The sequence below is a fragment of the Fluviicola sp. genome (genome assembly GCF_039596355.1).
Classification (GTDB): domain Bacteria; phylum Bacteroidota; class Bacteroidia; order Flavobacteriales_D; family Crocinitomicaceae; genus Fluviicola.
In genome coordinates this window covers 599,408-620,789 of the sequence record NZ_JBCNJW010000002.1, presented here as the reverse complement: position 1 = coordinate 620,789, position 21,382 = coordinate 599,408, and the positions used below count along the sequence as shown (strand labels likewise).

Annotated in this window: 22 protein-coding genes; 16 read left to right on the top strand and 6 right to left on the bottom strand. The window is 45.8% G+C overall.

Annotated elements, in window-relative coordinates; all coding sequences use genetic code 11:
• Positions 1-10 precede the first annotated feature (10 nt).
• Positions 11-1,996 (top strand): conjugal transfer protein MobC, encoded by a 1,986-nt coding sequence (mobC, locus tag ABDV94_RS07900; RefSeq protein ID WP_343606262.1) that lies wholly within the window; start codon positions 11-13, stop codon positions 1,994-1,996.
• Positions 1,997-2,010: 14 nt separating this feature from the next.
• Complete coding sequence (locus ABDV94_RS07895; protein WP_343606260.1) at positions 2,011-2,994, top strand: PDDEXK nuclease domain-containing protein; 984 nt, start codon at positions 2,011-2,013, stop codon at positions 2,992-2,994.
• A 1-nt stretch (position 2,995) separates the two neighbouring features.
• Here ABDV94_RS07895 and ABDV94_RS07890 read toward each other — a convergent pair whose 3' ends face one another.
• Positions 2,996-3,745 (bottom strand): hypothetical protein, encoded by a 750-nt coding sequence (locus ABDV94_RS07890; RefSeq protein ID WP_343606258.1) that lies wholly within the window; start codon positions 3,743-3,745, stop codon positions 2,996-2,998.
• 479 nt (positions 3,746-4,224) lie between these two features.
• Here ABDV94_RS07890 and ABDV94_RS07885 point away from each other — a divergent pair, with 479 nt between their 5' ends.
• The 12 genes from ABDV94_RS07885 (at position 4,225) to ABDV94_RS07830 (ending at position 11,836) form a co-directional block, all read left to right on the top strand.
• Positions 4,225-4,581, top strand: coding sequence for a hypothetical protein (locus tag ABDV94_RS07885; RefSeq protein ID WP_343606256.1), 357 nt, complete (start codon positions 4,225-4,227; stop codon positions 4,579-4,581).
• 19 nt (positions 4,582-4,600) lie between these two features.
• Positions 4,601-5,392, top strand: coding sequence for a DUF3560 domain-containing protein (locus ABDV94_RS07880; RefSeq protein WP_343606254.1), 792 nt, complete (start codon positions 4,601-4,603; stop codon positions 5,390-5,392).
• Positions 5,393-5,517: 125 nt separating this feature from the next.
• A complete protein-coding gene (locus tag ABDV94_RS07875; protein WP_343606253.1) occupies positions 5,518-5,913 on the top strand; it encodes a hypothetical protein in 396 nt (131 codons plus the stop codon).
• Between the two features lie 10 nt (positions 5,914-5,923).
• Entirely contained in the window at positions 5,924-6,343 is a 420-nt protein-coding gene (locus tag ABDV94_RS07870) for a hypothetical protein (protein WP_343606251.1), read from the top strand.
• A 4-nt stretch (positions 6,344-6,347) separates the two neighbouring features.
• Positions 6,348-6,767: a hypothetical protein gene (locus ABDV94_RS07865; protein WP_343606249.1), complete on the top strand. Its 420-nt coding sequence runs from the start codon at positions 6,348-6,350 to the stop codon at positions 6,765-6,767.
• Positions 6,768-7,007: 240 nt separating this feature from the next.
• Complete coding sequence (locus ABDV94_RS07860; protein ID WP_343606247.1) at positions 7,008-7,292, top strand: hypothetical protein; 285 nt, start codon at positions 7,008-7,010, stop codon at positions 7,290-7,292.
• On the top strand, positions 7,279-7,914 hold the full coding sequence (locus tag ABDV94_RS07855; protein ID WP_343606245.1) for a prtrc system protein e: 636 nt from the start codon (positions 7,279-7,281) through the stop codon (positions 7,912-7,914). The genes ABDV94_RS07860 and ABDV94_RS07855 overlap by 14 nt, the downstream gene beginning before the upstream one ends.
• 17 nt (positions 7,915-7,931) lie before the next feature.
• Positions 7,932-8,150 (top strand): PRTRC system protein C, encoded by a 219-nt coding sequence (locus tag ABDV94_RS07850; protein ID WP_343606244.1) that lies wholly within the window; start codon positions 7,932-7,934, stop codon positions 8,148-8,150.
• Positions 8,151-8,166: 16 nt separating this feature from the next.
• Entirely contained in the window at positions 8,167-9,309 is a 1,143-nt protein-coding gene (locus ABDV94_RS07845; protein WP_343606242.1) for a hypothetical protein, read from the top strand.
• Position 9,310: 1 nt separating this feature from the next.
• The gene (locus tag ABDV94_RS07840) at positions 9,311-10,021 is read left to right on the top strand and encodes a PRTRC system protein B (protein WP_343606240.1); all 711 of its coding nucleotides are present in this window, start codon (positions 9,311-9,313) and stop codon (positions 10,019-10,021) included.
• Positions 10,018-10,809 carry a PRTRC system ThiF family protein gene (locus ABDV94_RS07835; protein ID WP_343606238.1) on the top strand — a complete coding sequence of 264 codons (792 nt, stop codon included), beginning with the start codon at positions 10,018-10,020 and terminating at the stop codon, positions 10,807-10,809. The genes ABDV94_RS07840 and ABDV94_RS07835 overlap by 4 nt, the downstream gene beginning before the upstream one ends.
• A gap of 256 nt (positions 10,810-11,065) precedes the next feature.
• Positions 11,066-11,836 carry an outer membrane beta-barrel protein gene (locus tag ABDV94_RS07830; RefSeq protein WP_343606236.1) on the top strand — a complete coding sequence of 257 codons (771 nt, stop codon included), beginning with the start codon at positions 11,066-11,068 and terminating at the stop codon, positions 11,834-11,836.
• Between the two features lie 37 nt (positions 11,837-11,873).
• Here ABDV94_RS07830 and ABDV94_RS07825 read toward each other — a convergent pair whose 3' ends face one another.
• Positions 11,874-12,554 carry an SOS response-associated peptidase gene (locus tag ABDV94_RS07825; RefSeq protein WP_343606234.1) on the bottom strand — a complete coding sequence of 227 codons (681 nt, stop codon included), beginning with the start codon at positions 12,552-12,554 and terminating at the stop codon, positions 11,874-11,876.
• A 45-nt stretch (positions 12,555-12,599) separates the two neighbouring features.
• Positions 12,600-12,869, bottom strand: a complete 270-nt coding sequence (locus ABDV94_RS07820) for a helix-turn-helix transcriptional regulator (protein WP_343606233.1) — start codon at positions 12,867-12,869, stop codon at positions 12,600-12,602.
• Positions 12,870-12,962: 93 nt separating this feature from the next.
• Here ABDV94_RS07820 and dinB point away from each other — a divergent pair, with 93 nt between their 5' ends.
• Together dinB and dnaE are read left to right on the top strand one after the other, a co-directional pair.
• Positions 12,963-14,120 (top strand): DNA polymerase IV, encoded by a 1,158-nt coding sequence (gene dinB / locus ABDV94_RS07815; protein ID WP_343606231.1) that lies wholly within the window; start codon positions 12,963-12,965, stop codon positions 14,118-14,120.
• Positions 14,121-14,130: 10 nt separating this feature from the next.
• Positions 14,131-17,190: a DNA polymerase III subunit alpha gene (gene dnaE, locus ABDV94_RS07810; RefSeq protein ID WP_343606230.1), complete on the top strand. Its 3,060-nt coding sequence runs from the start codon at positions 14,131-14,133 to the stop codon at positions 17,188-17,190.
• Positions 17,191-17,198: 8 nt separating this feature from the next.
• On the opposite strand, the gene ABDV94_RS07805 is transcribed toward dnaE, so the two are convergent.
• Genes ABDV94_RS07805 through ABDV94_RS07795 form a run of 3 tightly spaced genes read right to left on the bottom strand, consistent with a single transcriptional unit; the run spans position 17,199 to position 21,377 of the window.
• Entirely contained in the window at positions 17,199-18,662 is a 1,464-nt protein-coding gene (locus ABDV94_RS07805) for a hypothetical protein (protein ID WP_343606228.1), read from the bottom strand.
• Positions 18,655-20,361, bottom strand: a complete 1,707-nt coding sequence (locus tag ABDV94_RS07800; RefSeq protein WP_343606226.1) for a hypothetical protein — start codon at positions 20,359-20,361, stop codon at positions 18,655-18,657. The genes ABDV94_RS07805 and ABDV94_RS07800 overlap by 8 nt, the downstream gene beginning before the upstream one ends.
• Positions 20,358-21,377 (bottom strand): 3'-5' exonuclease, encoded by a 1,020-nt coding sequence (locus tag ABDV94_RS07795; protein WP_343606224.1) that lies wholly within the window; start codon positions 21,375-21,377, stop codon positions 20,358-20,360. The genes ABDV94_RS07800 and ABDV94_RS07795 overlap by 4 nt, the downstream gene beginning before the upstream one ends.
• Positions 21,378-21,382: the final 5 nt, after the last annotated feature.

The window sequence follows — 21,382 nt, the reverse complement described above, 5'->3', positions numbered from 1 at the left end:
AGTTATGTCAATGAATTCGTCTGAAAATCAGCAGGCGCTTGGCAAGATATTGGATATGACACGGTTCATAGCCATTGCCATTCTCGTACTGCATTTTTATTATTACTGCTATGGGGCTTTCCAGACCTGGGGCCTTACCGTACAACTAACCGATAGGCTCATGAACAATATCGAACGCACGGGGCTTTTCAACAGCTTTGTCCGTTCAAAATTGGTCGCCCTGGGCTTCCTCACCATCTCGCTTGTAGGTGCAAAGGGGAAAAAGGACGGAAAGCTCGGTTACAAGACAGCCTTTGCCTATATCATCTGCGGATTGGTTGTATACTTTGCCAGCTACCTGTGCCTATTGGCTTCGCTGGAACCGATGTATTTGGCAGGGTTTTACATTGCGACAACTTCGGTAGGTTTTTTACTTGTACTTTCTGGCGGAACGCTGCTTTCCCGCATCATCCGCGACAAGCTCGATGATGACATTTTCAATGATGAACAGGAGACCTTTCCTCAGGAGGAAAGATGTTTGGAGAACGAATACTCCGTCAACCTTCCTGCACGCTATAGGTTGAAGAATAAGTATAGGCAAAGTTATATCAATCTGATAAATCCGCATCGCGGGTCGCTCGTAGTCGGGACCCCGGGCGCCGGGAAAAGTTATTTCGTCATCCGGCATTTTATTACCCAACACATCGGCAAGGGACATACGATGTTCGTCTACGATTTCAAGTTCGACGATCTTACTCGGATAGCGTACAACACTTGGCTAAAAAGCAAAGGCGCATTCAAAAAAGTACCAAGGTTTTTCTACATCAATTTCGACGACCTGAACCGTTCGCACCGTGGCAACGCCCTCGATCCGGCAGCAATGGTTGACATTACCGATGCGGCAGAAAGTGCTAGGACAATATTGCTCGGACTCAACAAACAGTGGATCTCCAAAACCGGGGATTTCTTCGTGGAGTCGCCAATTAACTTCGTAACCGCCATCATTTGGTACCTACGCAATTACAACGACGGCCAGTTTTGTACCCTGCCGCACGTAATAGAACTGATGCAGGTGGATTACGACAGTTTGTTTACGTTGCTTCGCTCGGAAAAGGAAATAGAAGTATTGATCAACCCATTTGTAAACGCCTACCTGAACGATGTAATGGAACAATTGGAGGGCCAGATCGCATCTGCAAAGATCGCTATGGCACGATTGGCATCACCCCAATTGTACTATGTGCTTTCGGGCAATGATTTTACATTGGATCTAAATAATCCCGACGACCCCAAGATCATCTGCATGGGGAACAATCCGCAGAAGATACAGACCTACGGCGCAGTGATTTCCCTGTACGTCAACCGCTTGGTGAAGCTCGTGAACCAGAAGGGAAAATTAAAATCTTCACTGATATTCGATGAGTTCCCGACACTGTACCTCAACGGCATCGATTCGCTCATAGCAACGGCACGGAGCAATCTGGTTAGTACCTGTTTGGGCGTGCAGGATTTTAGCCAATTGCGAAAGGATTACGGACGGGAACAGGCCGATGTGATCGTGAACATCACAGGTAATATCATTAGCGGTCAGGTGGTCGGCGATACGGCAAGATCACTCTCGGAACGTTTCGGCAAAATCATGCAGGATCGCGTAAGCTATTCCATCAACAGCGGGGACACTTCGATCAGCAGATCTAAGCAGTTGGAAAGTGCCATTCCAGCATCCAAGATTTCAGGACTGAGCAGTGGTGAGTTTGTGGGCATGGTAGCCGATAACCCCACCGAAAAAATTGAACTGAAGACGTTCCATTGTGAAATCGTGAACGACCATGACGCGATAAAAAAGGAAGAGGAAAGCTACGTTCCGATACCTGAAGTTAGGAACGTAACGCCCGCAATGGTGCAGCGCAACTACATGCAGATCAAACAGGACATCGAGGACATTATACATTCCGAAATGGAACGTTTGCTCAACGATCCGACACTTGCACATCTGGTAATAAGAAAGGAAAATTAAAGATAGAGGAGAATATGATGGAAAACAGGTTTAATGACATTGTAGGGCTGATAAGGCAATCAAGGGAAAAAGCGATCAGGGTGGTAAACTCAGAACTGATAGACCTTTACTGGAATATTGGAAAGTACATTGCGGGCAAAGTTGAAACTGCGGAATGGGGACAGGGAATTGTAAGGGAGCTGGCAGTTCATATCAAACAGACTGAACCGGCGCTCAAGGGTTTTTCGCACTCTAACCTCTGGCGGATGAAACAGTTTTATGAGATGTATACCAACCACCCAAAACTCTCGGCACTGCTGCGAGAAATTAGCTGGTCAAACAATATGATCATTATGGGCGGTACAGGTTCTAACGAGGAACGTGAATTTTATATCAGGATGTCTATTAGAGAAAGATATAGTACTAGGGAACTGGAAAGGCAGATTGGCAGTTCGCTTTTTGAACGTACCATGCTTGGAGGTGCAAAACTCTCGGCACTGCCGCGAGAAATGGAAAACAACATTGCATCTGCATTTAGGGACAGCTATATTTTTGAATTTCTGAACCTCTCCGAACCGTATAGCGAAATGGATCTGCAACAGAACCTGATCAAAAAGATGAAGGATTTCATCGTGGAGTTGGGCAAGGATTTTCTTTTTGTTGGCGAACAGTACAGGGTGCAGGTGGGAATGTCCGATTTTTTTATCGATCTGCTGTTCTTTCACCGTGGCTTGCAGTGCCTGGTCGCATTTGAACTAAAGGCTGATAGGTTCCGACCGGAACATTTGGGGCAACTGAACTTCTATCTCGAAGCTCTCGACCGTGACGTGAAGCGTCCGAACGAGAACCCGTCCATAGGTATTCTGCTCTGCAAGAACCGCGATCATGAAGTGGTGGAGTATGCAATGAGCCGGAGTCTTTCGCCAACAATGGTTGCCGAATACAGGATGCAGCTACCCGATAAGAAAGTGCTACAGCGGAAACTGCACGAACTGCTGGACGGTACAGAGGGCGATTAAGCTATTTTTTTCTGACATTGCGCGCACCTTTTTTTGATTTGGGTATATCGCGTTCAGCTGTATATCGTTTAGAAACCGATAGTTGTTTCCCATCCATCGAAGTTACCCTAAGATGTTTATGGACCGGGGCAACTGTGAGCTTTGCAGAACTATTATCGGCTTCGATAGCGACCTCTTTACCATCGTAAAGTTTGGAGATCACTGCACCGACGATATCGCTGTCTGGAACTAATTTTCCGACCTGTCTACTTAGGTCAAAATCTGGAAACCTGTTGACCACATAGTTTGTTGGATGTTCGAAACCTTGGAGATACTTGTTGCCGACCTCCCCTAAATTAAGTTCCTGGTTTGTCCTGGAAAGATCCAGTTGTAGCCAGCATCCCTGTGCTTCATCGAAAATTGCCCTGCCGCACAATAAGTTGGCCGCCCGTTCCCTGGTGATGGGTTCTTTTGGCACATCTGCCATAAACGGATCGTTATAGATTACGGGGAAAATCTGCGCAATTGACTGTCCGGCAATTTCAATACTAAAACGATACTCCCTTATGGCATAGTGCAGGTCGTTCTTTGGACGAACCAACATAAACACTGCGTAATATTCCTGTTCTTCAATGTGCCCGTCCACACGCCAAAATATTCTTCGTTCATCACTCTCCATCAACACTTTAAGCTCGGATTTTTCTTCGTTCGTAGGTTCAAACCCCAATTGCCGCAAATCCGCCAAGATCTTTTCATAGTTTTCAATCAGCATACCTATTTTTTTCTCGATCACCACACATCCATATCCCAGTTTCGGGTTTTGTCAGTGCGTCAATATCCTATGATAAGGGAGAAGATAGGGCTTTTTTTGTCGAAAAGCAAGCTCTTTTAGGCTCATACACTTCTTCCTTTCACACCAGGGACACCGTAGCGTCTGTTGATGTTCCAAAGCGTCACCAACTTTCATGGACGTGAGCACCTTCTACCTTTAGTCCATACCCATCAATGGTGCAGATCTATAGTTCAAATAAGATAGATATTGTTTAAGGAATGATGAATTACGTTTGATCTCCATTTCCCGTTCCCAATGCGGTTTTCACCGCTTCCCTTTCTTGCCGCCCAAAAAACCGTAGTGCTACGTGTTTCATTTCGGTGAGCAAAGTGATTTCCGCTTCCCGACAGCCCCAAGGCCAAGACAAGTTTTTGAAAAAATCTCCACCCCTCCGGGGTAGTATTTTTTCAAAAAGCCTTGTGTCAATCGGTATAGCGGAATTGGAAGTGGCTCACGAAACGAACACAGCATACTCCGGCTCTTTGGACGAAAAAAAAAATGTCAGTCATGAAAACACAATGCATTGGAAACGGGAAAAGGGAGAACGAAACAGCACCTCCTCTCATTACCAAAAAAAATCGGTATTGGAAAATGGGGGTACGGAGGAATTGGGGCTTATGTCGTACGTGGCAACGGTTCGGCACGACAGCGGAACGGTTCGGCTTACGGGGGTCACTATGTCGGGACATAGGGGAGCGGTACTTCAGGTCATGGCAATCGAGGGATGTCCGGAATGTGCCATCATCGGCATAGAGTTAAAAGAAATGGAAATATAAATCACAAAAATTAGAAATCATGAAACACAACTTTGAAGAGCGCAAGCAAAACAGGATTGACTACGCTCAGGAACAGGCACGAAAAAATCAGGCGAAATCGGAAGCTTTGTCCAAGTCCGCGAGTGAAATGGCCTCGCACATACCCTTTGGTCAGCCCATTCTGGTGGGACACCATTCGGAAAAACGTGATAGGAACTACAGGGCGAAGATCGGCAACACCTTCCAAAGGTCGGTAGATGCCGGTAACAAGGCAAGCCATTACAGGAATAAGGTAAAGACCATAAAAAACAACAGGGCTATTTCTTCGGATGATCCAGAAGCACTGGAGAAGATTGATGAAAAGATTGCACAACTTGAAAAGCTACAGTCTTTTATGAAACAGGCAAATGTTTTTGTCAGAAAGGGGAACAAAGAGGGATTTCTGAAACTGGAATGGGCTACCGAAGAAACTTGGGAGCAGTTGAACAAACCGGATTGTTTTGGTGGATTGGGCTTTGCTTCCTATAAACTCACGAACAACAGTGCCAATATTAGACGGTTGAAGCAACGCAGGGAGCAGCTTGCCAAATTGACAAAGGTCGAAACCAAGACGGTAGAAATCGAAGGGGTTAAACTGGTACATAACGTTGAAGCCAACCGGGTACAGTTGGTATTTGAAGGAATACCTTCCGAAGAGGTAAGGAGCCAGCTCAAAAAAAGGTTTCACTTCCGTTGGTGCAGATCGGAAGGTGCTTGGCAGAGACACCTGAACAATGCGGGAATTTACAGTGCCAAAGATTTTTTGGCGTGGTACGGAGAACATAGAGGTTGAACAATACGGGCAACAGCACAGCGGTTGCCCATAAATGTCGAAAGATGGGAAAACCGTTCTCGCCAGAAAGGTTGGCAAACATCCGCAGGATGCGGAAAGCCAGAAGGCTCTTCAAAAAAATGCCCTTGTTTGCCTTCGAACTGATGAAACAGGAATTTTCAGGATACCGCTATGAACAGTTTTTGGACGATCTGCGCTTTCGCACTCCGCCAAGGAAACGAAAGGGAAAATCCGGGCTTGCACGGTTTGGAAGATACGGACGGATGGAGCAGTTAAGGGCGCAGTACCTGATTACGGGAAATCTTGATTTTGCTATACAGGCAAAACGGTTGCGTGAAAGGATGTCCAAACCCTACAGGGTACGGTTTCGGCAAGAGGGACAGGTTTACGAATATCATTTTTCAGCCCTGATCCCGATAGGACGAATAGAAAAATTAGTAACAGAACTGGCGGAATGCCAGAGTTTGGAAAATGCCGAAAAGATCATTCGGGAATTTACCGCCAGTTCACATATCAACTAAAAAAAATATCATGAAAGCATTAAATGAATTGACAAATGAAATGAAGGGACGGTTGATTATCGACCTTTTCCCAGAGGTAAAAAAGTCCGTTTTGGAAACGGCCGAAGCGGTGGCTCAGTATGCCGTCGATAACGGAGAGGAACTGGCCAAAAATTGGAGAAACCCTCTAATATCCGTTCGTGAATGGCAGATTCTGGCGGGGGATATATTGAAAGCGATGAAATACAGGAAAGATATGTTGCGGAGCAATGCCCAGTTCTGCCACCTGATGTTTTTAGGCTATCGGGGGATTTTTACGGCTGACTGCTTTATGCGGGTAGCAAGTTCCGACCGGCATGGTAAGGATTTCCAAGCGGTCACGTTTGCACTTTTCGGTATGGAGCAATGCTATGATCTGATTTCTAAAACGGGCTATGAAACAAAGGACTAGCGTCATGAAGATCGGTGTAATCAGGTATCGCAGATATGAGGAAAGGGTGTTGCTGAATGAACACTTCGTAATGGACGACCTGTTCCGCATCATCATGAACGATGCAGATTTTATGTGGTTCAGTATCATCGATGAAAAAGAAAAAATCCTGCTTTCCACATGGTTTCCCGATACAGAGAGCGGAGCGCTGTTCGTAAAGGTCGCGCCCGCTCCCGTAAGGGAGACCGAAATATTGGGGACGGAATATGATGCCTACCGTAATCCCCAGTACCGTTATCGGAAAAAGGTTACTTGGAAAGTGGGAAGTTATACGTTCAGCCATAAAAGAAAGGCGGTCGGTTACGTCTTTCAGACCAACCGAAGGGCAAGGCATATTATTAATTTTTTTTTGGAAAGGGAAAATAGAAATGAAAGCAACAGATAAGGTAACGGAGTATATGCTTGTGAGAGCATTTTACGAAATCTTGGACGGGATTAGGGACACTGAATGGACGTTCATAGAACTTGATGAGCGGGAACTGGAAAGTTTGGTCGCTCCCGAAAGCCTATTGGATTGCCACATGTTTGTTCTACATAGTTCGGGCATGGCTAACTATAAGGCCTACGGTAAGCATACAAACGATCATTACTGGACTGCTGGTTTCCCATTGGTGAAGTTGACAGGATGGAAGTAGTAATTGTTGATCTGAATGGCTTTGAGATCAAGGTCACCGATCTGGACGGGGCAATAGAACAGTCGGAAATCATGAAGGAGTTCCGGCATGATCCACCAAGATTGCACGACGAGCGTAAGCATGCCTATTGGCTTGACCTTTACCAAAAATTGATACAACTAAAATCAGAGAGAAATGGCTATGTGATCGATCAGGTAACTGGCAAACTGATTAAGCTCACCCCGATGATTTCGGGATCAGGTGAAATAAAACGATTTAATTATGGAGGAGACTAAATTTTTCGAACAAATTGCAGATATAGAATTTGAAGGAAATATCTGCATGGCTATTGCCAAGGATGGTGAAGGTGGTATGGTGGTGTCCATCATGCTTCAAAATGAACAATGTAGGGACAAGGCGAAGAAAAAGCTGATACCGCTCCTTTTCAAAGGCTCGCCCCAAGAGATCGACGAAGCTTTTTTCGACAGGATCAAAGCCCCTATCGAAAAGACTTCTACCATGCTCAATAATATGGCGGAATACATGAAAAGTGTTGAGGTGGTCGGCAATCAGTCGGCAATGTCAAAGGGCAGGACAGAAAAGCAAAAGTCCCAAAAGTCCGATAGGATCAGCGGGTTCGAGGAAGCAATGGCAAAGGCGGATGAACTGGATAGGGATAATAAACCAAAAGATGCATGGATGTTATTGGACAGGCTCAAGGGCTATCCCGAACATGCCGAAACTATCCGACAGCGAAAAAGGGAATTGTCGGACAAGTTTTCCCCGCCTGATCTTTTTAATGCTCCGGTGCACAAAGATTCGCCAGAATCCAGTGGCACAGCTCCCGCAGTTAGTGGGAGAGAACAAGATGATCACCTGATTGTCGGGGACGAAGAGGAATTGGAAGAAGAGTTTTAACACTATACAATATTATCATGTTACTAGCAATGCAGTTGGAAAGGGTATTCATCATCAAGTCAAAAGATGGCGAACTTAGGTTGCCAGACCCCAACCCCGGTTGGGAGCCGGAGACAGTAAAGGAATTTCTGGCCAATACCTACCCCGAATTGGTAACGGCAAATGTTTCCGCACCTAAGATCGTAAATGATACCTATGAAATCCGCTTCGAGAGCGTATTGGGTACAAAAGGTTGAACCAAAATTTTATGTGATGTATGAAGAAGGAAAATTTGGCATTGGGAACGATCGTGCTTCCCAAGAAAAAAGAAAAGAAAACAATGTACTACAAGTTGGGGGAGTTCGCAGATTGGATGGAACGAACAAGGGATGCGGGAGAGGTCAGAAGGGACAGGCCAAGATCAGCACCGGAGGAAATGTTGCCGATGGGTTTCTGAGGGCTTCCTTTCCTTCGAAATTGGCTGAGACGGATGCCCTGACCGATGCCAGGGCAATGCCGAAATTGGAGGAAGGTTTTTGGATTGATCTGTGCGCCATGTGCGAAGAGATGGGTTTGAATGTTGAAGTGCAAAACGGCGTTGGCTTTCCCTATAATATTTCTCGGACGGTGTGTGCTGTTCGGGACGGACTGAGGGAAATGGGGGAGAGTGATTGGAAGTCGATCAGGATTGTGGAACACCAAGGACAGGTTTTTCCTGCACGGCATATTGTTTATGATACTGCAATGACCTTGTTCTATATTCCGGTTGAGCCGTTGTACAAGATGTTGCAGGACAAGGAACGTAGGGAAACCGCACAACTGATGGTTTCTGTGTTCGCCTATCTCTACCAGATTGCCGACATTCCCTATTACCGTCAGGAGGACAGCTACCTATGGACAATTTACGATATGTTACAGCAGTGTAAGCAACAGGACGGGGAGGACGAATCCGAATGTGAACTTGCCGAACAGATGGGCGATCATATTGAAAACCAGATTGCGGACGGCCATAACCTTAAAGCCTTCGGAGATCGGTTGCGGAACTTTTCCCCAAAGGACGGTTTCGATGAAAGTTGCCTTGAGGTTGCAAATGGATTTTGGGAACTCTACAAGCAATATCCTAGCTCACCTATCCACCGGAATATCGAACGTATACCGGAAGATGTTCTTGATGAGGACGGGGCGGTAGAATGGTACAATTATGTTTCCTTCTGTGCATCCCATGAAGGTGGCCTGTTCGATTCGATGATGGAAATTGTTAATAGCGAACTACGGGAGAAGAGCGAAATAAACGAACCTGTGATGTACAAACTATATAACGGCAGGGCGATTGAAGGTAACGACCTGCATTTTGAAGAGGGAATTTTTCGGCTGATCGATGAACTGTCCTGTGTACTGAACGAATATAATAAGTAAGATGAAGGATTTGACAAATGATTTTACGGCAGTTTTCAGACCGAAATCTGCACTTCTGATCTATCAGAGAAAAGGTAGTAACGATGATTTCTATGTAGAGCATTATGATGTTGATGGAAAAGGAAACCCGATCAATGCACATCCGCTCACGGTCAACGAGGGCCTGAAGCTTGCTAAGGCTTTGCAAAGTGGTAAGTCGGGTAAACGTGCATTGGTTCCCAAGGGGCTTATTGGGGCAAATATACTCTATACCGACCAGTTAAGGGACAGGGTCGTATGGTATACTAAGGGCGAAAAGCGAATGCTTCACTTCGCTGGTACACTGGGAATTCCCAGCGGTATGGCCTATGTGCCACCAATGCTGTGGTCTGCCGACCGAGAACAGCTTTCAGTCTTTGCGCTTGCGAGCAACAGGAGGCCGAAAGCAGGAACAAGGATGTATTATGCACCGTTCTTCAATGTGTATGAAAGCGGAAATGTCTGCATGGGGAATGTAGATACCTCGATCAGCGAAAGCGCATCGCTGGAGGAATTCACCAGTGCATGGGAGAACTTTTTCTTCGGGTCTAGGTTCACTCATTTAAATGGTGGGCATAACCCCGTTAAGGGGAACTGTGTGGTACTTTGGCGGAAACTGGTGGATAGCTCGGAAAGGTTTCCCTTGAATGAACTTGTACAAAGTAGGACAAAAATCAAAGACTTGATAAGATGAAAGCAAAAATGGAAACGGTGCATTTCTTTGACATGCAATTGATAAATGCGACAAACCCGGTAACGGTGAACCTGATCGGGGCAGGTGGAACTGGTTCGGTAGTCCTTTGGAAACTCGGGGCAATGAACCAAAGCATGCTGGCACTTGGACACCCGGGACTCAGCGTGCGCCTATGGGATGATGATCTCGTATCTGAAGCAAACCTCGGAAGGCAGAATTTCGCTTCTTCGCAGGTGGGGCTTTATAAATCGGTCGCCCTTATCAATAACATAAATCGATGGGAGGGAACAAACTGGAAGGCGGAAACAACCAGGTATTGCGGGACTGCTGGAAATGCCAGTGCGAGTATTGTGATCTCCTGCGTGGATAATGTGGCGACACGTTTCGAGATAGCCAAATCGCTAAAGGGACTTGAAAGAAGGTATATTTACAGGGACTGTCCTAGGTACTGGATGGATTTCGGGAATAGTAAACAGATTGGACAGGTAGTACTGTCTAGTGTGGGGGACATCAAACAGCCCCAGTCCGACAGGTATATCACGAGGGAAAACCTCCCTTTTGTAACGGATGAATTTGGGGAACTCCTGAAGAGGTCGGAAGAAGTTGACGACACCCCTAGCTGTTCGCTTGCCGAAGCACTTGAACGGCAGGACTTGTACATTAATTCGACCCTTGCACATCTGGGGTGTTCTTTGCTGTGGAAAATGTTCCGATATGGGATGGCAAGGGAAAGGGGAGTTTTTCTTAATCTTGATACCTTCAGTACGAAATCCCTTAAGGTAGGTTGATAGCCCGATCCCGGGCGGCAAAAACGGCAGTTCCGTCCCTCCGGGCGGAACCGCCGTTTTTGCGTTTAAGCGGTGCTGACAGATGCACCCCGGCACGACCTCCGGCCGTGCCAGACCGCATCCCTCAGCGCCCTTGCTTATTGCTGCCGCCAAGTCAGCCAATCAGCGTAAAGGAATTTTAAAAAGATAGGGTAACAATTTCCTGGGCCAACTTATTTACACCTGATAAATATTGTTCACTTAAATTTTAAGAATTATGAAAGTATCGTTTTTGAAGAATGTGACAGCAGTGATCATAGCATTATCTTTTGCGGCAGATGCCAGGTCACAGGATGGTAGTTCCCTTAAAATTGGCGGTTACACAGGAAAAAGTATTCCGCTTGGAGAATACAGGGAAGGAATTTCGAGGGCCAGGAACGGCTACAGCTATGGCTTCTTCTCTGATTACACTTTTGATAGTGGGTTGGGGATAGGTGTGGATATCAGGTACGGCAGGAATCCCCACCAGTCGCCGGATACGGTATATAACAATTCTATGTTTGCTACTTCGAATACCGCGAACACCTATTCCTCACCACAGCGATTCTCCAATTTGGGCATCCTGTTGGGTCCGAGCTACCAGATAGGTGGGGGACGGTTGAACATAGACCTTTATGCAAGGGCAGGATTGCTGATAGAGCGATTCCCGACGTACGTTCAAAGGGAGAAAAAGATAACCAGCTATCCCGGTCCCTATACAACCCCGATAGAGCAGACGACGGAATTGTCGAGGGCTGATGTAGACCGTAAAAATGGATGGGCAGCACTATTTGGTGTTCGTTTAGATCTGGAGATATTTCCCAGCGTAGGGCTATTTCTGTATGGCGATTATCAGGCACCGATCGGAACCGATGCCGGGTTTACGGCAAAGGATCTGCAAAGCGGTCAGACATCCCAGCCTATAGGTGCGAAAGTGGCGGGCTTTGGTGGTGGAATTCGGGTGCTGTTTGGAGCTGGATACGGTTCCGGGATGCTACGGCAAAATTGATTAAAGGGGCTGGGAACAGCCCCTTTTGCTGTTCTAACTATATCGTCCCCAATGCCGAAAGTATCTCGATGCTATCGGTAACGTCACCTACACGCTTAGCTATCAGGAAATCGTTGGGGTATTCGATCAATGCTTCCCTTCGGTATATGTACGGAAGAGTAGTGTCAGTCCATAGTCCCATAGTTTCTCTGGTCAGGAAAGCGGGCATGCGGCCATTCTTATCTCCAACAATATTATGGATTTCCTTCATAAGGTCATTTCCCTCCATTGTGATGATTGTGCAGCTATGAAGCAACGATCCGTCGGTGGGGTTTTTCCATTCGTCCCAAAGTCCCGCCATGACCGTCAGCGGCTCTGTTGTCCGGATCACGTATGGTATTTTTTTCGTTTTCCTGTCCATGGGATCGACCTGCTGCCATTCATAGAAACCTTTTGTAAAGATCGCACATGGCTGGGTTTCCTTCAGCCTGAACCACATGCTCTTGGGATCTTCGAATTTTTCGAGCCTGGCGTTGGAGGTATCCCAAGCCATTTTTTTCGTTTTTGACCATTTGGGGATCAGAGGCCACGAGAACATTTCGAATTCGGTTCCAGAACGGAACACTGGAACACTGGCACCACTTGGGGGGACGTTGATGGCGGTATCGGCTTCTGGGCCGGATAGTCCATATTTGTCCTTGATTTCACCGCTAGATGGGGATATTACTCTTCCGCACATGATTGAAAGGTTATATGCTAATATACGGTTAACCGATGGGATTACCTATTTTCCTACCCTGAACCTGCCGAGCAGGCCTTCCACTTTTCCGATCTCTTCCTGTGGCACTCTGTGGAGGTCGGCCAGCACGAGCAGGTCGATACTGATGCCGTAGTGTTTTGCAATGCGCGTAAGGATCGCCAGGGGAGGTTCGGATGTTCCTTCCTCATATTTTGAGTATCGGCCGCGTCCGATAATGAGCTGTCTTGCCACTTCCCTCTGGGACAGCCTGCTGAGTGAGCGCAGATAGCGGAGGTTTTCTGAAAGGACAGACATTTTGCTAATATTTTTAGCAACAAATGTAAAGATTTTAATCAAATTCCAACATACCTTTGTTGAAAACTACAACATAATTAAACATGGCGAGCGATGGGAAGAGCGGTGGCGCACTTGGATCTCGATACATTCTTTGTATCATGCGAGAGGCTGAATAATTCAAAATTTAACAATCTGCCCCTTATCGTGGGGGGCGGTAACCGTGGTGTCGTGGCCTCCTGTTCTTACGAGGCGAGGAAGTTTGGCGTGCGTTCGGCCATGCCCATGAAGATGGCACTCCGCCTTTGTCCGCAGGCGACGGTCGTAAAGGGGGATATGGAACTGTATTCTAAGAAATCGCGTGAGGTCACGGAGATACTGACCGAAAGGTCGCCGATATTGGAAAAGGCCAGTATCGACGAATTTTATCTCGACCTGACCGGAATGGACAGGTTCTTCGGTTCCTACAAATGGACAAGCGAAGTGGCATCCTACATCGCCAGGGAGACGGGACTTCCCTTGAGCTTCGCCCTTTCGGTCAACAAGACGGTCTCAAAGATTGCCACAGGCGAGGGAAAGCCCCTTGGACGTTTGGAAGTTCCTGAACTGATGGTCAGGCCCTTCCTTGATCCTTTATCTGTGCGCAAGATACCGATGGTCGGTGAAAGCACCTATAAACTGCTCTCGCGGATTGGGGTAAGACAGATACGAACACTGTCGGAAATGCCGATGGAGACCCTTCAGGCACTGCTGGGGAAGAACGGTGCGGATATCTGGAAAAAGGCCAACGGGATTGACAATGCCCCGGTGCTGCCCTATCAGGAGAGGAAATCTATCTCTACGGAGCAGACCTTCTTCCAGGACACGATGGAAATGGCAAAGCTCCGGGGACTGCTCACCGGGATGGTCGAAAAGCTCTGTTACCAGATGAGATCGGAACAGCTGCTGACATCGTGTATCACGGTGAAACTGCGCTATACAAATTTCGATACGGAGACCAGGCAGAAAAGGATCGCCTATACCTCGGCAGACCACGTGATCGGAAAAATAGTTTCTGAACTTTTCGATGGGCTTTATCAACGCAGGATGAGGTTGAGACTGGTAGGTATAAGCTTCAGCGGGCTGGTGCACGGGAACTATCAGATCGATTGTTTTGAGGACACCCGTGGGCTTATGAACCTGTATCAGGCGATGGACAGTATAAAGCACAGGTTCGGAACCGATGCCGTAAGGCGCTGTGGTGGGATGTCCCTAAAGAATCCGAAAACTTAAAATAGGGAATATGATTTTGAATTCACACTCATACCATAGTCTGCGGTTTGGAACCATACCCCTGCGGGAGCTTGTCCAACAGGCAGTTTCTTTGGGGCATACCTCGATTGCACTAACGGATATAAATACTGTAACCGGAATATATGATTTCGTACGTGCCTGTCTGGAAAGCTCGGTAAAGCCTCTCGTGGGGTTAGATTTCCGGACGGGTGCAAGGCAACACTTCATCGGGATTGCCCGTAACCAGAAGGGACTTGCCGAAATGAACGCGTTCCTGACCGAGATTAACCTCCGGGGGATCCCCTTGCCAGATCGTGCACCTCGTTTTTCGGAGGTTTTGGTAATCTATCCATTAGCGGGATTTGAGGGGGAGCTGGGGGATCGTGAATTTATCGGCATCCGGTCTGACCAGCTGAACCTGCTGTACCAGGAAAAATGGAAGCGGTTTCTGCCAAGGATGGTGATACTGCATCATGTGACCATATCCGGGGAAGAGGATTACAAGCTCCACCAGGTGCTCAGGGCGATCGACAACAATACCCTGCTGTCCAAGCTGTCACCCGTTGACTGCTGTAGGGTTGGCGACCAGATGCCAAATGCCGATAGGCTTCTGTGGCAGTTTGCGGACTATCCCCAGATTATCGAAAATACCCGAAAGTTTGTTGGCGATTGTGATTTTTCGTTTGACTTCGGAACGCCGAGGAACAAACGCTATTTTACAGGCGATAGGAAGACTGATCTCGAATTGTTGAGCAGACTTGCTTTTGAGGGCATGCAACGCAGATATGGTAGCAATGCCGAAGCTGAAAGACGGATTAAAAAGGAGCTGAAGGTAATCGATGAGCTGGGATTTTCCGGATATTTCCTGATAACCTGGGACATCGTAAGATATTCCGATAGTCTGGGGCTGATGCACGTGGGGCGCGGAAGCGGAGCGAACAGTATCGTGAGCTACTGTATCGGGATCACCGATGTGTGTCCCATCGAGCTTGATCTTTATTTCGAGCGCTTCCTCAACGTGAACCGGAAAAGCCCGCCGGATTTTGACATAGATTGGAGCTGGCGCGACCGTGATACGATCCTGCGCTACATCTTTGACAAGTATGGCGCCGATCACGTTGCCTTTTGCGGGACAAACGTCGAGTTCAAATACCGTTCGATCTTCCGGGAGGTGGGCAAAGCCTTTGGTCTGGCCAAGGAGGAACTCGACCAATTGGCCAAAAATCCAATGTCCGCACATGACGATAACGAGGTTGTCCGTGAGGTACAGCATTACGGGATGATGCTCGAACGCTACCCGAACCAGAGGTCTATGCATGCCTGTGGCATACTAATCTCGGAGGAACCGATCACAAACTTCACGGCATTGGAGCTTCCGCCAAAGGGATTTCCAATCGTACAGTTCGATATGCACACGGCAGAGGACATCGGTTTCGAGAAGTTCGACATATTGAGCCAGCGTGGACTGGGTACCATCAGGGAGGCAGTTGAGCTTGTCCGTAGGAACAGGGGAGTTGATGTCGATATCCGGAATACTGTTCCCCTGAAGCGGGATTCCCAGTGCAACAATTACCTTGCCCAAGGGAGGACAATAGGGTGTTTTTATATTGAAAGCCCTGCGATGCGGGGACTCTTACGAAGATTGGAGTGCGACAATTACAGGACGCTTGTCGCCGCTTCGTCGATCATCCGGCCAGGAGTGGCGCAATCAGGTATGATGCGGGAATATGTCTGGCGGCACAACAATCCGGGAAAGTTCGAATATCTCCACGAAGTGCTGGAACAGCAGCTTGGAGAAACCTATGGCATAATGGTATACCAGGAAGACGTGATCAAGATAGCGATACATTATGGAGGGCTGGAACCTGCCGATGGTGATATTCTGCGAAGGGCGATGAGTGGAAAGGGGCGTTCGCTATCGGCATTGCAGAAGGTGAGGGACAATTTCTTTGCTTCCTGTCTTAGATTGGGCCGTCCGGAAAAACTGAGTGCGGAAATCTACAGGCAGATAGAAAGCTTTGCAGGCTACTCATTTTGCAAGGCACATTCCGCTTCCTATGCAGAGGAAAGCTACCAGAGCCTTTTCCTTAAGGTATACTATCCGGTGGAATTCATGGTCGCCGCGATCAATAACGGGGGCGGTTTCTACCGGACGGAGATTTATGTCCATGAGGCCCGTATGTCGGGGGGACGGATCAACAACCCCTGTGTGAATCGTAGCCAGGTCGCTACCGTCCTTTTCGGCAATGAGATCTATTTGGGCTTTTCGCTCCTTCAGGGTCTTCCCTCCGAAATCGCCGATCTGATCGTGGTCGAAAGGGAAAGGGCGGGCAATTACGCTTCGCTGGAAGATTTTATCAGGCGTGTGCCGATCGGCATAGAGACCATCCAGACGCTGATCTTCATCGGGGCTTTCCGTTTCACAGGAAAGGAAAAGAACGAACTTCTGGTCGGGGCGAGGATGATGTTGGTCAACTTTAGGCCGGAGCATCGGATGGCAACCCTTTTCGAGCAGCCCGCCAAGGAATACCTTCTGCCACAGCTCCGCCGTTCGCTATTCGAGGACGCCTTTGATGAGATCGAGCTTATTGGGTTCACGGTTTCCTGTACACCATTTGATCTGCTGGAGACCTCTTTCAGGGGTAATGTTATGGCCAGGGAACTGAATGCTTTCCACAAGAAGCAGGTCAGGATGCTTGCCTACCTCGTTTCCAGGAAGCACGTTCCCACCAAACGCGGGGATATGTACTTTGGTACCTGGATCGATCACGAGGGAACATTTTTCGACACCGCACATTTCCCCGATAGCCTGAAGGTTTATAACTTCGCTGGTGGAGGCTGCTACCTTCTGTACGGCACGGTCGAAGTGGATTTTCATTTCCCGACGATCACCATCCACAAGATGGCAAAGATGCCAATGATTGCGGACCCAAGATATGCCTACGACGATGAAAAAAGGTTCGACGTACAATCTAGGGTAAAAGAAGATGTCAGCATGACCCATCGCGCACCCTATCCGCAGGAGCATGAAATTGGATTGCCAAGGAATAAAATTCAGGGCACCCCCTAGTATTGGATTTAGATTTTAAAGTTCAGATCAACAGAGAAAACTCTGGAAATCCTTGTCCAGCTATTCCGCCATTCATACTTGGCCTGAGTGATGTCCGAGTACACTTTAAAGCCCTTAAGTTCGGAAAATGACTTGACGAATCTATTAATTCGAAATTTCTTGGCGTCATCTATATATGGACTGACTACCATGAAATAGTTTTTCCCACCATATCCAGATTTTATGAGCGATATCAACCTGTTTAGTGAGAAGAATTCTATATCTAGGATATTTGAAAATAAGTGGATGTTCACTCCCGCACCCACCTCAATATCATCTTCGGATAGGTCATCCAGTCCCTTATTGACAGTCACGATATTGCAGTCGAGATATTTTTTAACGTGTAGTGCGCCTCTTTGAAGGGCAATTGTTGACGGTTCGATTAGTACAACCGTCTCAATCTCGAGATCAATGTGATTTTCGTTACAGTAGTCCAGAAAACACATTGTTCCCATTGCCTGACCACACCCCCAGTCAATTATGTTAATTTTTTTTGTGTACAATTGGAGCGGAAGTTCAATAAATGCACTTACAAGCTTTTGTCGGTGCATCGGACCGAAACCTGTCATATAGGCAAAAAGCTGTGGTTCTTGTTCCGGTATTCTTACTCCTCGGTGAAGGGAGTCAAAAATCCCTTGGTTTCCTAACGTATTGTGTTTATCAACAGACAATTGCCTGATAGCAAAAAAATCTTTCTCTACTTGCTCTAATTCGTTTGCATATTGCGTAGCAGATTCTATAATAAATCCCTCTTTTACAGTACCCTTGAAATGGCCTCTTCTTAGATATTGATCCAATAGGGATCTTATGTGCAAATGAGCAACTCGAAAGTCGGAGAGATCGGTTTTGAGTATTTCAAAGATCAATGGATGGGCTAGAACGGAATATTCATTAGTTTTGATCCTGAGACTGATTTTTTTCGCAATTTCCTGTGCGACCTGGATATTGAAATTACCAAAGTCAAGGATCGCCTTCGAATAGTAATTAGTTATCGTTGTAAGAACTTTGTCCGCATTATCCTCTTCATTAAGATAGGATTCCTGCAAAAGCTCATACATTTGATCGAAAGCATCTATTAATAAATCACCGCTTCTTACATTAATCATGTAGTACGAAGCGGCTGTCAGCCTGCTACCTACATTATAGCCATTTGTCTGTAAATGAAGGTAAAGAAATCTGAATCCGTGGATCAGTCCTAGTCTCTCACACGTATCTAGCAAAACTGCTAAAAAAGATAGATTCTCTTCCGTCAGCGGCAGTTCCAATAAGGTCTTTCGCTTTTTCGTGATGTAGGTCTGGAACTTATTTATATTTAATTCAAGATCTTGGTCAGTGCTCCAGGCGAAGTAGTCGCGAAGTTCATCAAAATGGTCAGATATAAATTCCTCCAACGTATTAACATCAGAAGATGCGGAAATCAGGTCATCAAGCATTTCTTATCTTTTTTCTATGCATAACAATTTTTTCGATCGCCTTTGCTTCCTCTCCTTTTTTAAGTTTTGAAAGCCCTGGAATGCCCTCTTTTTGTGCGATTTTTTTTAAATCAGCGATCTGTTTGCCCTGCAAATCTTTATTTCCGTCTTGGTCATCAAACAGCGATGGGATCTGATTTTGAATATTTTGTTCAATTTTTATATTTTTCTCAGCTTTCGACTCAGCTAAACGGTTTTTGAGTGAAGTTTCAAGTTCCTCGATTTTTTGCTGTTGATTGGCGATTTGTTTCAGATACTTCCTTTCTGCCTCACTCCGTCCATAATCCTGCGCCTCGCGTTGGATTTCGGTAATGTAGCTCAAAATATCTTTTTCCAAAATTTGTCCAAAGTAGGAAGCTGCTCTCGTAACGTCTAGGGTCATAAATGGATGGTTAATACGTTGCTGCTCATTAACGATCTTTCTTATTAGAGTATTGATTAACGGTTTTGCACTAATGGTTTTATCCCTTGTCTTTTCATCCTCTTTTCCACGGATGTATACGGGCGTTCCTAGTATTTCAAAATCCGCGTTTCGATCTTTTTGGGCATTATCAAATCTGCTGACTACTGGCGAAAGGTAAGGGAATGTTGAATTCTTCCGGTTTATATTAAAAACAGTTTGATATATACTCTCGATCGTATAATAATCGAGTTTAGAATTAAGTTCAAACTTTACCGCAAAATGTTTCTCTCCGAGTTGATATTCATTTCGCAATCTTGTATAACCGTGACGTAGACCGACCAGTAGGGCAATCTGTTCAATTTTTCCCTCCGGTAATTTTGACCTATGGAGGTATGATAAAAGATCATCCAAGCTCTTTGGTTTGTTATTACCATACGTAGCAAGAAGCGCTAGGTCAAAGATGATACTGTCGTGATCCAACTCATCAAGTTGAAGTAGTCCATATTTTGAACTGATTTTCACGCCTTGGCTAAAAGCGATTGACTCGATTTCCTTCGAAGGGATGTCGTTGTAAATGTATTTAAGCCATTTTGTCCATTCGCTCTCACCACGTGAAAAAAGACCTCCGTATTTTTTTGAAAAAGCCAGTCCATTCGTTTTACTAGCTTCGATTAGTTCTTGTTCAATGGAAGCATTGAAAGAACTCAACGTTGAAAAGTAGTTTTTAGGATAACCGTCAGAGGAAAGTGTTCCTATTCTCATGAATGCCAAACCTCCTAAAACGATATCATATCTTTTTATCCTTTCTTCAAGTTCTGGAAGTGTTTTTTCCTTACGCACAAAATCACTTGGATTTGGCGCAGGTATATAATTAGGTTTCGTCACTTCCACAACAAAAAGATGTTGCGGTACAAATGCGGCACCTTGGTTTATATTCCATATGGAAACCTTCATTTGGGAATCATTGATAAAATGAATCTTTACAACCCTTGATAACGGGATGGGTTTATCTAATAATATAAAACTTTTGTACTTCGACGCTAATAAGATTTCTTCAGGTGTCAGGATGACCTCTATCGAGCAATTGCAGCTTCCTACCCATTTCTCAGAACTAATTAGGATGTTTTCTGGAAAGACATTTTGAATATCTTTAGGTTTTGATGGGAAAAATGCTGATGGCGTTATTAATGCTGACCCCAAATAATGGGCAACGCTGGCTGAATCTACTGGGACAAAGTACTTGGGAATGTCGGTCATAATATTGTTGTCTGGAATGTACTGGCATTGATGCCTGTTGGAACTTCAGCGCAAAGTAAATACAGATTACGCTTAGCCCTAGTCAAAGCTACGTAATAATCGTTTTCCTCACATATATCTAAAGTAGCTATATTATGTTTGTAATTTGAAAAATTTGGAATGATAACTGTGTCGAATTCGATTCCCTTAGAAGACTTAAATGTCGTTACATGTACATTTTCAATTGTTTCGAACGTATTGCGTTTGTAATGATACGACGAACATACTACGCCCTGTTGTTCAAGAAACGTGTGCATTTTATCGACATCCTTTGTCAACGGATATAGAATTCCGATATTGTGACGGTCCGATTTGAAGAGATTGATCACATTCAGAATTGCCGATTTTTCTTTTTTATCATGTCCACCTGTAACTATACATTGGGGTAACGTTCCGGTTGTTTTGTTAGCTTGAAGTTCGCTTAAGATTTTCTGGGAGATAAGATAATTTGGTAGCGTCGCGCTTACAAATCGCAGTATTTCGTATGAATTCCTAAAGTTTTGGTCCAGCTCGAATGGTTCATTGTCTGGGAATAATTCTCGCAGTTGTGCCTCGGTGGTTGCCTGGCTAGGGTACAAAATTTGTTGATCATCTGCACCATAGGATATTGAATCAGAATATTCCTTTAGTGTTGAGTAATGGTCACTCGTAAGATCCTGAGCCTCGTCAATGATTATTTCATCAAATGATGTCATGTATCCTTCTGTCCAGGACTTTGTTCTATGTACATTAATTCCTGCGGTTGTATTTTCTTTACTCGCCCAGGAAGAAAGACAATATTCCAATGTCTTAGTATAAGTCAATAACAAACTGGTTTTAGAGCCGAGTGAACTTGTTCTTATATGACGCCATAACGCGACAATACTTTTTCCTGTCCCGGGCCCGCCGTTGATTGCTACGGGATTCGGTTCGTCAAGTGTTGATTGTTGTACAGAGGTCATTTCAGTGATGAGCGGTAATTTAAAGTAGTAAGCCATTAATT

What these genes read in the sequence shown, in the direction of transcription:
- ABDV94_RS07795 (WP_343606224.1), bottom strand. Translation starts at nt 21,377, where the DNA reads ATGGCTTACTACTTTAAATTACCGCTCATCACTGAAATGACCTCTGTA.
- ABDV94_RS07870 (WP_343606251.1), top strand. Translation starts at nt 5,924, where the DNA reads ATGAAAGCATTAAATGAATTGACAAATGAAATGAAGGGACGGTTGATT.
- mobC (WP_343606262.1), top strand. Translation starts at nt 11, where the DNA reads ATGAATTCGTCTGAAAATCAGCAGGCGCTTGGCAAGATATTGGATATG.
- ABDV94_RS07830 (WP_343606236.1), top strand. Translation starts at nt 11,066, where the DNA reads ATGAAAGTATCGTTTTTGAAGAATGTGACAGCAGTGATCATAGCATTA.
- ABDV94_RS07895 (WP_343606260.1), top strand. Translation starts at nt 2,011, where the DNA reads ATGATGGAAAACAGGTTTAATGACATTGTAGGGCTGATAAGGCAATCA.
- ABDV94_RS07855 (WP_343606245.1), top strand. Translation starts at nt 7,279, where the DNA reads ATGGAGGAGACTAAATTTTTCGAACAAATTGCAGATATAGAATTTGAA.
- ABDV94_RS07825 (WP_343606234.1), bottom strand. Translation starts at nt 12,554, where the DNA reads ATGTGCGGAAGAGTAATATCCCCATCTAGCGGTGAAATCAAGGACAAA.
- ABDV94_RS07850 (WP_343606244.1), top strand. Translation starts at nt 7,932, where the DNA reads ATGTTACTAGCAATGCAGTTGGAAAGGGTATTCATCATCAAGTCAAAA.
- dnaE (WP_343606230.1), top strand. Translation starts at nt 14,131, where the DNA reads ATGATTTTGAATTCACACTCATACCATAGTCTGCGGTTTGGAACCATA.
- ABDV94_RS07835 (WP_343606238.1), top strand. Translation starts at nt 10,018, where the DNA reads ATGAAAGCAAAAATGGAAACGGTGCATTTCTTTGACATGCAATTGATA.
- ABDV94_RS07840 (WP_343606240.1), top strand. Translation starts at nt 9,311, where the DNA reads ATGAAGGATTTGACAAATGATTTTACGGCAGTTTTCAGACCGAAATCT.
- ABDV94_RS07820 (WP_343606233.1), bottom strand. Translation starts at nt 12,869, where the DNA reads ATGTCTGTCCTTTCAGAAAACCTCCGCTATCTGCGCTCACTCAGCAGG.
- ABDV94_RS07890 (WP_343606258.1), bottom strand. Translation starts at nt 3,745, where the DNA reads ATGCTGATTGAAAACTATGAAAAGATCTTGGCGGATTTGCGGCAATTG.
- ABDV94_RS07805 (WP_343606228.1), bottom strand. Translation starts at nt 18,662, where the DNA reads ATGCTTGATGACCTGATTTCCGCATCTTCTGATGTTAATACGTTGGAG.
- ABDV94_RS07845 (WP_343606242.1), top strand. Translation starts at nt 8,167, where the DNA reads ATGTATGAAGAAGGAAAATTTGGCATTGGGAACGATCGTGCTTCCCAA.
- dinB (WP_343606231.1), top strand. Translation starts at nt 12,963, where the DNA reads ATGGGAAGAGCGGTGGCGCACTTGGATCTCGATACATTCTTTGTATCA.
- ABDV94_RS07800 (WP_343606226.1), bottom strand. Translation starts at nt 20,361, where the DNA reads ATGACCGACATTCCCAAGTACTTTGTCCCAGTAGATTCAGCCAGCGTT.
- ABDV94_RS07860 (WP_343606247.1), top strand. Translation starts at nt 7,008, where the DNA reads ATGGAAGTAGTAATTGTTGATCTGAATGGCTTTGAGATCAAGGTCACC.
- ABDV94_RS07880 (WP_343606254.1), top strand. Translation starts at nt 4,601, where the DNA reads ATGAAACACAACTTTGAAGAGCGCAAGCAAAACAGGATTGACTACGCT.
- ABDV94_RS07865 (WP_343606249.1), top strand. Translation starts at nt 6,348, where the DNA reads ATGAAGATCGGTGTAATCAGGTATCGCAGATATGAGGAAAGGGTGTTG.